At 59.4% G+C, this 12,862-nt stretch carries 11 protein-coding genes; 10 read left to right on the top strand and 1 reads right to left on the bottom strand.

The annotated features are described in order from the left end of the window. Window positions 1–9: 9 nt before the first annotated feature. On the bottom strand, window positions 10–1,194 hold the full coding sequence (gene pobA, locus PSH81_RS12645) for a 4-hydroxybenzoate 3-monooxygenase (RefSeq protein ID WP_305392662.1): 1,185 nt from the start codon (window positions 1,192–1,194) through the stop codon (window positions 10–12). Window positions 1,195–1,343: 149 nt separating this feature from the next. Here pobA and PSH81_RS12650 point away from each other — a divergent pair, with 149 nt between their 5' ends. The 10 genes from PSH81_RS12650 (at window position 1,344) to PSH81_RS12695 (ending at window position 12,862) form a co-directional block, all read left to right on the top strand. Continuing rightward, complete coding sequence (locus PSH81_RS12650; protein ID WP_305392663.1) at window positions 1,344–2,213, top strand: helix-turn-helix domain-containing protein; 870 nt, start codon at window positions 1,344–1,346, stop codon at window positions 2,211–2,213. A gap of 33 nt (window positions 2,214–2,246) precedes the next feature. Then, on the top strand, window positions 2,247–3,155 hold the full coding sequence (gene pcaQ / locus PSH81_RS12655; protein WP_305392664.1) for a pca operon transcription factor PcaQ: 909 nt from the start codon (window positions 2,247–2,249) through the stop codon (window positions 3,153–3,155). A 138-nt stretch (window positions 3,156–3,293) separates the two neighbouring features. Continuing rightward, window positions 3,294–4,013: a protocatechuate 3,4-dioxygenase subunit beta gene (pcaH, locus tag PSH81_RS12660; protein ID WP_305392665.1), complete on the top strand. Its 720-nt coding sequence runs from the start codon at window positions 3,294–3,296 to the stop codon at window positions 4,011–4,013. 13 nt (window positions 4,014–4,026) lie between these two features. Next, window positions 4,027–4,629, top strand: coding sequence for a protocatechuate 3,4-dioxygenase subunit alpha (gene pcaG / locus PSH81_RS12665; protein ID WP_305392666.1), 603 nt, complete (start codon window positions 4,027–4,029; stop codon window positions 4,627–4,629). 236 nt (window positions 4,630–4,865) lie between these two features. Then, window positions 4,866–6,341, top strand: a complete 1,476-nt coding sequence (locus tag PSH81_RS12670; protein WP_305392667.1) for an aldehyde dehydrogenase family protein — start codon at window positions 4,866–4,868, stop codon at window positions 6,339–6,341. Window positions 6,342–6,362: 21 nt separating this feature from the next. Next, a complete protein-coding gene (locus PSH81_RS12675; RefSeq protein WP_305392668.1) occupies window positions 6,363–7,136 on the top strand; it encodes a coniferyl-alcohol dehydrogenase in 774 nt (257 codons plus the stop codon). Window positions 7,137–7,301: 165 nt separating this feature from the next. Further along, the gene (locus PSH81_RS12680) at window positions 7,302–9,056 is read left to right on the top strand and encodes a sigma 54-interacting transcriptional regulator (RefSeq protein ID WP_370694913.1); all 1,755 of its coding nucleotides are present in this window, start codon (window positions 7,302–7,304) and stop codon (window positions 9,054–9,056) included. Window positions 9,057–9,263: 207 nt separating this feature from the next. Continuing rightward, window positions 9,264–10,937 (top strand): nitrite/sulfite reductase, encoded by a 1,674-nt coding sequence (locus PSH81_RS12685; protein ID WP_305392775.1) that lies wholly within the window; start codon window positions 9,264–9,266, stop codon window positions 10,935–10,937. Further along, window positions 10,934–11,437: a DUF934 domain-containing protein gene (locus tag PSH81_RS12690; RefSeq protein WP_305392670.1), complete on the top strand. Its 504-nt coding sequence runs from the start codon at window positions 10,934–10,936 to the stop codon at window positions 11,435–11,437. The genes PSH81_RS12685 and PSH81_RS12690 overlap by 4 nt, the downstream gene beginning before the upstream one ends. Window positions 11,438–11,461: 24 nt before the next feature. Continuing rightward, on the top strand, window positions 11,462–12,862 hold the full coding sequence (locus PSH81_RS12695) for a cytochrome ubiquinol oxidase subunit I (protein ID WP_305392671.1): 1,401 nt from the start codon (window positions 11,462–11,464) through the stop codon (window positions 12,860–12,862).

Below are 12,862 nucleotides of genomic sequence, written 5' to 3' on the forward strand. Positions count from 1 at the left end.
TTGCCCACCTTACTCGATAGCCTCGTAGGGCAGGCCGACGTAATTCTCGGCAATGGTCCTGCGTGCGGCTTCGGTGCTTACAAAGTAGTCCAGTTCGGTTTGCTGGATGCGCTGGCTGAACCCATCCGTATCGGGAAAGCGATGCAGGATGGAGGTCATCCACCACGAGAAGCGCTCAGCCTTCCACACGCGACGCAGGCAGATTTGCGAGTACTTCTCCAGCAAGTCGGTGCGGCCCTCGCCGTACACTTTGAGCAGGATGCGGTACAAGGTGCTCACATCGCTGGCCGCCAGGTTCAAGCCTTTGGCGCCGGTAGGCGGGACGATATGGGCGGCATCGCCGAGCAGGAACATTCGGCCGTACTGCATGGGTTCTACTACAAAACTGCGCAGTGGCGCGATGCTCTTTTCAATGGAGGGGCCGGTGATCAACTGCGCAGCGACATGGGGTGGCAGGCGCAGCTTGAGTTCTTCCCAGAAGCGCTCGTCCGACCAGTCCTCGACCTTTTCCTCGGCGCCCACCTGCACGTAATACCGCGTGCGGGTTGGCGAGCGCATGCTGCACAGGGCAAAGCCGCGTTCGTGATTGGCGTAAATCAGCTCATGGTTGACCGGAGGAGTATCAGCCAATATCCCCAGCCAGCCGAAGGGGTAGACCCGCTCGAAAATACTCAGGCTCTCTGCCGGGATCGACTGGCGCGAAACACCGTGGAAACCGTCGCAGCCGGCAATGTAGTCGCAGTCCACACGCACCGTCTCGCCGTTGTAGTCGAAGGTGACGTAGGGGCTGTCACTCTTCATGTCGTGGGGCTGTACATTCTCGGCGTTGTACACCGTCAGTGCGCCTACCGCCTCGCGAGCCTCCATCAGGTCACGGGTAACTTCGGTCTGGCCGTAGACCATCACGGTTTTGCCACCGGTCAGGGCCTTGAGGTCAATGCGTTCGCTGCGCCCGTCGAAGGCCAGTTCAAAGCCATCGTGGACCAGACCGTTGGCGTCCATGCGCTCACTCACGCCGGCTTCGCGCAGCAGATCGACCATGCCTTGTTCGAGCACGCCGGCACGAATGCGCGAGAGGATGTAGTCGGGGTCTTTGCGTTCGATGATGATGTTGGCGATGCCGGCGCGATGCAGCAGTTGGCCGAGCAGCAGGCCAGAGGGGCCGGAGCCAATAATGGCGACTTGGGTTTTCATGCAAGAGTCCTCTTATGTGACTGCGAGCGTGACGCCCTACAGGCACTGTTATTTTTGTGTCCTGTATTTTTGGTGGATAAGCCTTGGATATGAAGGCACTATTTGCCAGATTTCATGGACTTTTCGTGGATGGGTGCAAGGGAGGGTAAATGTCGAAAACAGCCGCTATGCCAGTTCCGGTGTTCAAGCTCTACGGTGAAACCAGTGCCTGGCCGACGCCCGATTTGATTCATTGCGAATCAATCCCCGAGCGCAGCAAGCTGCACAGTTGGGAAATCAAACCCCACCGCCACAGCGATCTGGTGCAGTTGCTGTATGTGCAGGCAGGGCGGGCGACGTTGAAGGTCGAAGAGGTGGTTAACCACATCGACTCGCCGTCCTTGCAAGTGGTGCCAGCGCTGAGCGTGCACACCTTCAAGTTTTCCGAGGACATCCAGGGGCATGTCCTCAGCCTGGCGCAGCCGCTGGTGGAACAGCTCGGCGCCGAGCTCAATAGCCCGGTGCTAACCACGGCTGCCTGCTACACCATCGGTTCCACGCACCCGTACCTGGACACATTGTTCTCGGCCATCACCCAGGAATACAGCCAGCAACATTCCCATCGAGATTCGATGCTGCACGCCTTGATCACGGCGCTGTCGATTTGGCTTAGCCGTCGCAACCTGGAGCGCCTGCCTTCGGACGCCGTGCAATTGGACCGTGGCCGTGAGCACTTGCAGGCGTTCACGCGCGCGTTAGAGCTGCGCTTTCGCGAGCATCTGCCCATCGAGCAGTACGCGGCGATGCTAGGGATCAGCACGGCGCACCTCAATGCCCTGTGCCGACGCCTCAGCGGGCAATCGGCCTTGCAAATGGTCAATCAGCGTCTGCTGCTGGAGGCCAAGCGCGATTTGGTCTACACCACCATGACCGTCAACCAGGTGTCCGACAGCCTGGGCTTTTCGGAACCTGCGTATTTCTCGCGTTTTTTCAAGCGCAGCACCGGGCAGTCGCCCACCCAATTTCGTATCCAGCGCTAACGGATACCAGACCTCAAAGGGCAGTGAACGCCTGTGAACATTGACACCCGTATCAAGTTTCGCCACCTGGTGTGTTTCCTTGAAGTGTCGCGCCAGGGCAGTCTGGCGCGTGCTGCGGACAAGCTAGCAATCAGCCAGCCGGCGCTGTCCAAGACCCTCAAGGAGCTGGAAACTCTGCTGGCGACCAGCCTGTTCGTGCGCAGCAAGAAAGGCGCCGCGCTGACGGACGCTGGCGTAGCGTTTCTGCGGTACGCCGGGCCCAGCGTCATGGCGCTGCGTGAAGGGGTAAACTGTTTGCGCTCCGGCGAGCATGAGCCGGTCACCGCGCGCCTTGGCGTGCTGTCCACCGTGGAAAGCCTGTTGGTGCCGGAGGTGGTGCGCCGCCTGCACGCCCGACATCCCGCGCTGGTGGTGAGCGTGGCGACGGGGCCAAGCGCCTACCTGCTGTCCCAGCTGCGCGTCGGCGAGCTGGATCTGGTGGTTGGCCGCATGACCGACAGTCCGCAGATCCTGGGCCTGTCTTTTGAGCACTTGTACAGTGAGTCAATGACGTTAGTGGTGAGAGGCGGGCATCCATTATTGGCTGAGCCGCTGGTGCCGGAGCGCCTTGAGGACTACCCGCTGGTGCTGCCATTGGCGGGTACCACCATCCGCAAATTCGCCGACAGCCTGTTTGTGCAGCACGGCATCAGCCCACCACGCCAGCGCTTGGAGACGTTATCCCTGACCCTGAGCCGGCGTTATGTCGAGTGCAGCGATGCGATCTGGGTCGCGCCCTTTGACGCTGTCAGGCAAGACCTGAGTCGAGGTGAGCTGGTAGAGCTGGAATTGGGCGTGCGAGAACCCGGCGGTTCGGTGGGGCTATGCAGCAATCCTGCGCTACCCATGCCGTTGGCCGCGCAGTGGTGTGTGGCGGTGCTGCGCGAAGTGGGCCAGGCTTAGCGTGAGGACGTCTATCCATAACCATCCGGTTATGGATGGTGGGGTTTATTTCAATATTGAATGAGGGCGTAGCTAGGGAGAATGGGGGCGCTGCCGACTGCACAGGCAGTTTCTTCCCACAATAATAAGGAAATCGATATGTCTGATGCGCACACTAGCCGCTTCGTCATTCGTGACCGTAATTGGCACCCCAAAGCCCTGGCACCTGACTACAAAACCTCAATTCTGCGTTCGCCGCGCCAGGCACTGGTGAGTATTCCCCAGTCGGTTTCGGAAACCAGCGGGCCGGACTTTTCCCACCTCAAGATGGGCCAGTACGACAACGATCTGCTGCTGAACTTCAATCAAGGTGGCTTGCCCATCGGCGAGCGCATCATCGTCGCCGGCCGGGTCTGCGACCAATACGGCAAGCCGGTGGCCAACACCTTGGTGGAGATGTGGCAAGCCAATGCCGGCGGCCGCTACCGTCACAAGAAAGACAGCTACCTGGCACCTATTGACCCCAATTTTGGCGGTGTGGGTCGCGCCATCACCGATCGCGATGGCAACTACAGTTTCCGCACGGTCAAGCCCGGCCCATACCCTTGGCGCAACGGCCCCAACGACTGGCGCCCGGCGCATATTCACTTCTCCATCAGCGGACCATCGATTGCCACGCGGCTGATCACCCAGCTGTATTTTGAAGGCGACCCGTTGATCCCGATGTGCCCGATTGTCAAGTCGATTGCCAACCCGGACGCGGTGCAAAGCCTGATCGCCAAACTCGACATGAGCATGGCCAACCCCATGGATTGCCTGGCCTATCGCTTTGATATCGTGTTGCGCGGCCAGCGCCAGACCCACTTCGAAAACCGCTGAGGAGGCGTGCCCCATGGCTATTGAACTGTTGCAGGAAACGCCTTCACAAACAGCCGGTCCGTACGTGCACATCGGCCTTGCGCTGGAAGCGGCGGGCAATGCGCCCCGCGAGCAGGAAATCTGGAACGAGATGGCAAAACCTGGCGCGCCGGGGGAGCACATTGTGCTGATCGGCAGTGTTTACGATGGCAATGGTCACTTGATCCGCGACTCGTTCCTGGAACTCTGGCAGGCCGACCACGCTGGCGTTTACGACGCCGAATTTAACCTGGAAAAACCGTTCAACGGTTTTGGCCGAACGGCCACCACCGACAGCGGCGAGTGGACGGTCAACACCATCAAACCTGGCACTGTGAACAACGCAGCAGGCGTGCCGATGGCGCCGCACGTCAACGTCTCTCTGTTTGCGCGCGGCATCAATATTCACTTGCACACGCGCCTGTATTTCGAGGATGAAGCGCAGGCTAACGCGGTTGACCCGGTGTTGAACCTGATCGAGCAACCGCAGCGCCGCGAAACGCTGATCGCCAAGCGTTGTACGGTGGAGGGCAAGTTGGCTTATCGTTTTGACATCCGCGTACAAGGCGAGCTGGAGACGGTTTTTTTCGACTTTTAACCTGGTTCGGCGAACAGCGCGCCTGACCATCCATTTGAGAATTTCGTGAATGAAATGCTTAAGTGGATGGGCAGGCGCACGTCTGTATGGCGCATGCTATTTTTCGTACTCTCCCGGTTTCAAAGGCTCAAATACCCGTCCTACGTCTTGGCATGTGAATTGATAGGAGAACAGGGCAGTTGGACCGTTCAAGTGTGTACCCCTCATTTCGGGGCTAGACCAATAAGAGGTTTTTCATGACTCACCTTGCCGAAAAATTCCCTGTCTTCAACCAACAATTCATTGGCGGCCACTGGCGTGACGGCCGCGATGGCAGTGTGTTGCTGGTACACAATCCGTTCGATGGCAGCCTGCTGACCGAGATTGTCCAGGCTGACCGCGACGACCTGGATGAGGCCTACCGCAAAGCCGCCGAGGCGCAAAAGCAATGGGCCGCCACCGGCCCCGCCGCTCGGGCCGCAGTGATGCACAAGGTGGTGCAGATCTTTGATCAGCGCCGCGAAGAAATCATCGACTGGATCATCCGCGAGTCCGGCAGCACCCGACTTAAAGCACAAATCGAATGGGGTGCGGCACGCGGCATTACCTTGGAATCGGCATCCTTCCCGGCCCGCGTGCATGGGCGGATTTTGCCGTCCAACGTGCCCGGCAAAGAGAATCGCGTCTACCGCGAACCGCTGGGTGTGGTCGGGGTGATCAGCCCGTGGAACTTCCCGTTGCACCTGAGCCAGCGTTCGGTGGCTCCGGCACTTGCTTTGGGCAATGCGGTGGTGATCAAACCCGCGAGCGACACACCGGTCACTGGTGGCCTGCTGCTGGCGCGGATCTACGAAGAAGCCGGGCTGCCGGCCGGTTTACTCAGTGTGGTGGTGGGTTCAGGCGCCAAAATTGGCGATGCGTTCGTGGCCCACGAGGTGCCGACATTCATTTCCTTCACCGGCTCCACCCCGGTGGGCTTGAACATTGGTCGGTTGGCCAGCGGTGGCGAGCATCTCAAGCATGTCGCGTTAGAATTGGGCGGTAACAGCCCGTTCGTGGTGCTGGCAGATGCTGACCTGGAACAGGCGGTAAATGCCGCAGTGATGGGCAAGTTCCTGCATCAGGGGCAGATCTGCATGGCGATCAACCGCATCATCGTGGAAGACGGTCTCTATGACGCGTTCGTGGCGCGTTACGCCGAGCGCGTGCGCACGCTTAAGGTCGGCAACCCTGACGAAGCCGACACCGTGATCGGGCCAATCATCAACGCCAAACAATTGCAGGGGCTGGTGGCAAAAATCGGGCGCGCCAAGGAGGAGGGCGCGCGCGTAGTGGTGGAAGGAGAGGTGCTAGGCCAATTGCTGCCGCCCCATGTGTTTGCCGATGTCACCCACGATATGGAAATTGCTCGCGAAGAGATCTTCGGGCCCTTGGTTGGTATCCAGCGCGCTCGGGATGAAGATCATGCCCTGGCGTTGGCCAATGACAGCGAATTCGGCCTGTCCAGCGCGGTGTTCAGCGGCGACCTGGAGCGCGGTGCGCGCTTCGCCCGCCAGATCACGGCGGGCATGACCCACGTCAACGATATCCCGGTCAACGACGAAGCCCACGCGCCATTCGGCGGCGAGAAAAACTCCGGGCTGGGGCGCTTCAATGGCGACTGGGCCATCGAGGAATTCACCACCGATCACTGGATCAGCGTTCAGCACAGCCCACGTCAGTACCCTTTTTAAGCCCTGCGCCGGAGAGTTTTCATGTTGAACAATAAAACGCTGGTCATCACCGGGGTGTCTTCCGGTATTGGTGAAGAAACCGCACGTATCGCCCGCGAGCAAGGTGCACGGGTGATTGGGGTGGACATCAACCCACCCAAGGTGGAGGTCGATCAGTTTATCCAGGCGGACCTTTCCTCTCAGGAGTCGATCGATGCCTTGCTCGCGCAACTGCCTCGGGGTATCGACGGCCTGGCAAATATCGCCGGTCTGCCGCCAACCCAAAACGCCGAGCGGGTGATCAAGGTCAACCTGGTCGGTCTCAAGTATCTGACCCTGAGGCTACTGCCCAAACTTGCGGATAACGCCTCTATCGTCAACCTGGCCTCTCTGGCCGGCGCGGGCTGGCCAGACGCCGTGGCGAGCATCAAGGCCGCTGAAAGCCTGAGCTTTGCCGATACAGCAGCTTTCTGTGAGCAGCACGAGATTATCGGCCCGCGCAGCTATTTCTTCTCCAAGGAAGCCTTGATCGCCTGGACCCTGCAAAACCGCTGGACCTGGCGCGAGCGCGGGATTCGCATGAATGCAGTCAGCCCTGGCCCGGTGGACACACCGATTCTCAAGGACTTCATCGAGACCCTCGGTGCCCGTGCCGAGGAAGACATGAAAACCATGGATCGCCCAGGCCGGGCCACGGATATCGCGCCAGTGGTGGCGTTTTTGCTTAGCGACGGTTCGCGCTGGATGCGCGGCACCAACCTGGCCGTAGACGGCGGTATGCACTCGCACATCCTCGCTTCTGGCCACGGCTTGTAACGGAATAAGCAGCGTCTTGACTGTTCGATTACCGAACACTCAAGACGCTGTCGCCTAGGCAGTTGCTGCGGCGGATGGGACTATTGCGCCCATCCATCTCCACTGTTTGTCGCACCCGGTACGGGGGCGGCAAGCGTCAGGAACGCCGTGATGATCTCGCCGAACATAAGTAATCCAGGCGCCTGCGTGCCTGACCTGCTGAGCGATCCTCAGGATCATCTCACCCTCGGGCATGTGCCCACTCTTGAACAACTCGCTGAAACCGTTGCCTTCGCCCCGCAAGACGGCAGCATCTGGCTGTGCGGCCAGCGCGTCATGCTGATGCACAGTCTTGCGCTGGGAGCGTTGCGCCGCGAATTGACCGAGACCATCGGCCTGGACAAAACCCGTGGGTTATTCACCCGATTAGGCTGGATGGCGGGCGCGCGCGATGCGCAGTTGGTCAGCGAACGCTGGCCGGAAGGCGACCACGCGGCGCTGTTTTCGGCCGGTCCACGCCTGCATTCACTGCAAGGGCTGGTGAAAAACGAGGTGGTGCGTTTTGAATTCGACAATGCCAACCAGCACTTTTATGCCGAGTTTCTCTGGCACAACTCTATCGAAGACGACAGCCATATTGCCGCCCATGGCATCGGTAGCGAGTCGGCGTGCTGGATGCAGATTGGTTATGCCAGTGGTTACGCCTCGACATTGCTGGGGCGCTTGATTGTCTATCGTGAAGTCGAATGCCGCTCCACTGGGCACAGCCAATGTCGGATCATCGGCAAACCAGCGCAGCAATGGCCGGACGTACAAGGCGATCTGGATCACTTCAATGCCGAAGACTTCCTCAATCGCAGTGCCTATACGGGGAGTGACGAGCCAGGCGACAGTGAGGATGCCAGGCACATGGTCGGTGTTTCATCGGCCTTCACCGCCGCGTGCCACATGCTGCGGCGGGTGGCTTCGACCCAGGCCACGGTATTGTTCACCGGTGAGTCGGGTGTCGGCAAAGAACTGTTCGCTCACCGCCTCTATACGCTAGGTCCGCGCAGCAAGAAGCCGTTCATTGCGCTCAACTGCGCCACCTTGCCCGAAAACCTGGTGGAGTCGGAGTTGTTCGGCGTCGAGCGCGGCGCATTCACCGGGGCAGACCGCTCGCGCAGTGGGCGCTTTGAACGGGCCGATGGCGGCACGCTGTTTCTTGATGAAATCACCACCCTCAGCTTGGCTTCCCAAGGCAAATTGCTGCGCGTGCTTCAGGAAGGGGAGATTGAACGGGTCGGCGGCAGTAAGCTGATTCCGGTCGATGTTCGGGTTGTGGCAGCGACCAATCTTGACCTGCTGGAAGAGGTCAAGGCCGGGCGTTTTCGTGAGGACTTGTACTACCGACTGAACGTCTACCCGATTCATTTGCCACCGCTGCGCGAACGGCGCGATGACATTCCGTTGCTGATGAATCACTTTCTGCGCAGGTTTTGCCAGCGTCATGGCCGTACGGTCAGCGGCTTTACCAGCCGACTGGTGAACGCCTTTTTGGCACATCCGTTCGCGGGGAATATCCGTGAGCTGCAAAACCTGATCGAGCGCGGTGTCATCAGTGCCCAAGACCATGAGCTGATGGATATCCATCACTTGGCGCTGGGCGCCAGCAACCCCCTCAACGAGGCGATTGGCCTCAATGCCCACGGGCATTTGGCGATGACGCCGGCGCCTGCCGTGGCTACGGTGAGACCTGCGAAGTCTGAGGGTGAGCCGCCGTTAAGGCGCCTGGCTGATTTCCTGAGAGGTGAGCCAGTGGTGCTTGGCTCCTCGCTTGAAGAACTCCAACGCTCGCTGGTGGACACTGCCATGCAGCGCAGCCAGGGCAACTACACGGTGGCCGCGCAAATGCTGGGGATGACCCGGGCGCAATTGAGCTATCGGGTCAAGGGGCGCTAGATCGATGAATTCCCGATTTTTAATAACAGAGTGATATTTGCTTATTACATACAGATCAGATTACTGACCGCATTGATAGCTCTTAGGCTAATCTGATCTGCTTTTTTATCAATAATGTGAATCTGTTTCAGTGCATGGCATCGGAGGATAGTGCTCGGCATCGAATCTGCCCCGTAAAGAGGGCAGGCGCTGATGAGGCCTATGACGATGTACCAATACGACGAATACGACCGTGCCGTCGTGCATGAGCGGGTCGCGCAGTTTCGTGATCAAGTGGAACGCTTTCTAGCAGGCGAACTGGCCGAGGAAGAATTTCTGCCGTTGCGCCTGCAAAACGGCCTGTACATGCAAAAGCATGCGTACATGCTGCGGGTCGCGATTCCCTACGGCACCCTCGCGTCCCATCAATTGCGCACCCTGGCTCATATCGCCCGTGACTTTGATCGCGGCTACGGCCACTTCACCACGCGCCAGAACTTGCAGTACAACTGGATCGAGTTGCACCAGGTGCCGGACATTCTCCAGCGCCTCGCCGACGTGGATATGCACGCGATTCAAACCTCGGGCAACTGCGTACGCAACATCACCACCGAAGCCTTTGCCGGTGTCGCCGATGACGAGCTGATCGACCCGCGCCCCTTGGCTGAAATCCTGCGACAGTGGTCGACCATCAATCCTGAGTTCTTGTACCTGCCGCGCAAATTCAAGATCGCCATTTGCTCTGCCGAAAAAGACCGCGCGGCGATCATGATGCATGACATCGGCCTGTACCTGTACGCCAATGCCGCGGGCGAAAAACGCTTGCGTGTAATGGTCGGTGGTGGGCTCGGGCGCACACCGATTCTGTCGCAGCAGATCCGCGAAGACTTGCCGTGGGAGCATTTGTTGTCCTACGTCGAGGCGGTGTTGCGGGTCTATAACCGTCACGGTCGGCGGGACAACAAGTACAAGGCGCGCATCAAGATCCTGGTCAAGGCCTTGGGCATCGAAGCCTTTGCAGCGGAAGTCGAGCAGGAATGGCAGCATCTCAGGGATGGTCCGGCGCAACTGACCGACGCCGAGTACCAGCGTGTCGCTGATGCGTTTGTCCGCCCGGACTATGCAGTATTGCCCGATGACTCCCTGAGTTTCGGTACGCAGTTAATGGCCTCGGCCGACTTTGCCCGCTGGGTAGCGCGCAATACACAGGGGCATAAAGTGCCGGGTTATGTCAGCGTCGTGCTGTCGACCAAACCCGGTGCCGAAACACCGCCTGGCGACCTCAGCGCCGCGCAGATGGAAGCCGTCGCGGACTGGGCCGATAGGTTTGGCTTTGGCGAGATCCGCATTGCCCATGAGCAAAACCTGATCCTGCCCGATGTGCGCAAAACCGATCTGCACGCTCTCTGGACACTCGCCAGTGCACAGGGGCTTGGCGTAGCGAATGCCGGTTTGCTGACCGACATCATCGCTTGCCCAGGCGGTGATTTTTGTGCGTTGGCCAACGCCCGTTCGTTGCCGATCACGGCGGCGATCCAAGCGCGTTTCGCTGACCTGGATTATCTGCACGACCTCGGCGATTTCAGCTTGAACATTTCAGGTTGTATGAACGCCTGCGGTCACCACCATATTGGCAACATCGGCATCCTCGGCGTCGATAAAAACGGGCAGGAGTGGTACCAGATCACCTTGGGTGGTGCTCAAGGCAAGGCGGCCGCGCTGGGCAAAGTGATCGGGCCGTCATTCAGTGCCGAGCAGATCCCTGGTGTGATCGAAACAGTGGTGCACACCTTCGCGGACTATCGCGAGATCGACGAAAACTTCATCGATACCTTCACCCGCATAGGTATCGAGCCGTTCAAAGAGCGCGTGTATTCGGCACGTCAGGAGCCGGCGGCATGAATAACCTGCTCAAACTGGGGGAAGATGCTGCGTACCTGGCCCTCGATGATGCCTGGACGCTGATTCGCGACCAGGACGGTGAGCTGCCGTCGGGCCCTTTGATTCTGTCTCTGGCACGCTGGCTGGCGTATCAGGCCACACAACCGCTGCACCGGATGAGCCTGCACGGCGTGTGGTTGGGCCCGGACGACGAGTTGGACGACCTTGCCCCCTGGCTCTACCTAGTGCCGATGATCGCTTTGGATTTTCCGAGCTTTCGCGACGGCCGCGCCTACAGCCAAGCCTACCTGTTGCGCACACGCATGGGCTGGGAGGGCGAGTTGCGCGCAATTGGCGACGTATTGCGTGATCAGCTCAGCCATATGCGCCAATGCGGCTTCACCAGCTTCGCCATTCGCGAAGACAAATCCGCTGAAGACGCTCTCAAGGGACTGAGTGGCATGAGCGTGTTGTATGGACGTTCCGTTATCGAGCCGCGGCCGTTGTTTCGCCGGCGCTGAGTCACTTTCTATTCGAGGTTGCCCATGTCCACGCTATCGGCGATTGACCTCGCCCGACTGCAATTTGCATTCACTGTATCATTTCACATCATCTTCCCAGCCATCACCATTGGGCTGGCCAGTTTCCTGGCGGTGCTGGAAGGGCTGTGGCTCAAGAGCCGCGATGATACGTACCGTGATCTTTACCACTTTTGGTCCAAAATCTTTGCGGTGAACTTTGGTATGGGCGTCGTCTCCGGCCTGGTCATGGCCTATGAGTTCGGCACCAACTGGAGTGGCTTTTCACAGTTTGCAGGCTCCATTACCGGGCCGCTGCTGACTTATGAAGTGTTGACGGCGTTCTTCCTTGAGGCCGGCTTTCTGGGAGTCATGCTGTTTGGCTGGAACCGCGTCGGACGGGGTCTGCACTTTTTCTCGACCTGTATGGTGGCGTTGGGCACGATCATCTCCACGTTCTGGATTTTGGCGTCCAACAGTTGGATGCAGACACCCCAAGGCTACGAGATCGTCAATGGTCAAGTGGTGCCCACCGACTGGCTGGCGGTGATTTTCAACCCTTCGTTCCCTTACCGCTTGGCACATATGGCGACGGCAGCGTTTGTTGCCACCGCATTCTTTGTCGGGGCGTCGGGCGCCTGGCATTTGCTGAAGAAGCGCGATAACCCCGCGGTGCGCCGCATGCTTTCTATGGCCATGTGGATGGCGCTGGTCGTCGCGCCTTTGCAGGCGCTGATTGGCGATATGCACGGGCTGAATACGCTGGAGCACCAGCCGGCGAAACTGGCCGCCATCGAAGGCCATTGGGAAAACACCAATGACGAACCGACGCCATTGATCTTGTTTGGCTGGCCGGACATGGTGCAGGAGAAAACCCGCTTCAGTATTGAGGTTCCCTACCTGGGGAGTTTGATCCTGACCCACAGCCTGGACCATCAGATACCTGCACTCAAGTCGTTTGCGCCCGAAGACCGGCCCAATTCGACCATCGTGTTCTGGTCGTTCCGCATCATGGCGGGGCTGGGCATGCTGATGATCGCACTGGGTTTGTGGAGCCTGTGGCTGCGCAAGCGCGGCACGCTGTACCAGTGCCGGCCATTCCTGTACCTCGCACTGTTTATGGGGCCATCGGGGCTGATCGCGATGCTCGCGGGCTGGATCACCACCGAAGTTGGCCGACAGCCCTGGGTGGTGTATGGCGTGATGCGTACGGTCGACGCGGCCTCACGCCATTCGGTCGAACAACTGACCTTCACCCTGGTGATATTCGTGGTGGTGTACTTCGCCCTGTTTGGCACGGGCATCGGCTACATGATGCGCCTGGTACGCAAGGGGCCGCAGCCGCACGCAGCACATTCGCTAGCGGGTGGCCCAGGCCAGACCCGTACACCGGCGCGACCGCTTTCGGCTGCTGACGAGGAGAATTGA

This window comes from Pseudomonas sp. FP2335 (assembly GCF_030687535.1).
Taxonomy (GTDB): Bacteria; Pseudomonadota; Gammaproteobacteria; order Pseudomonadales; family Pseudomonadaceae; genus Aquipseudomonas.

What these genes read in the sequence shown, in the direction of transcription:
- pcaG (WP_305392666.1), top strand. Translation starts at nt 4,027, where the DNA reads ATGGCTATTGAACTGTTGCAGGAAACGCCTTCACAAACAGCCGGTCCG.
- PSH81_RS12685 (WP_305392775.1), top strand. Translation starts at nt 9,264, where the DNA reads ATGTACCAATACGACGAATACGACCGTGCCGTCGTGCATGAGCGGGTC.
- PSH81_RS12695 (WP_305392671.1), top strand. Translation starts at nt 11,462, where the DNA reads ATGTCCACGCTATCGGCGATTGACCTCGCCCGACTGCAATTTGCATTC.
- PSH81_RS12670 (WP_305392667.1), top strand. Translation starts at nt 4,866, where the DNA reads ATGACTCACCTTGCCGAAAAATTCCCTGTCTTCAACCAACAATTCATT.
- pobA (WP_305392662.1), bottom strand. Translation starts at nt 1,194, where the DNA reads ATGAAAACCCAAGTCGCCATTATTGGCTCCGGCCCCTCTGGCCTGCTG.
- PSH81_RS12650 (WP_305392663.1), top strand. Translation starts at nt 1,344, where the DNA reads ATGTCGAAAACAGCCGCTATGCCAGTTCCGGTGTTCAAGCTCTACGGT.
- PSH81_RS12690 (WP_305392670.1), top strand. Translation starts at nt 10,934, where the DNA reads ATGAATAACCTGCTCAAACTGGGGGAAGATGCTGCGTACCTGGCCCTC.
- pcaH (WP_305392665.1), top strand. Translation starts at nt 3,294, where the DNA reads ATGTCTGATGCGCACACTAGCCGCTTCGTCATTCGTGACCGTAATTGG.
- PSH81_RS12675 (WP_305392668.1), top strand. Translation starts at nt 6,363, where the DNA reads ATGTTGAACAATAAAACGCTGGTCATCACCGGGGTGTCTTCCGGTATT.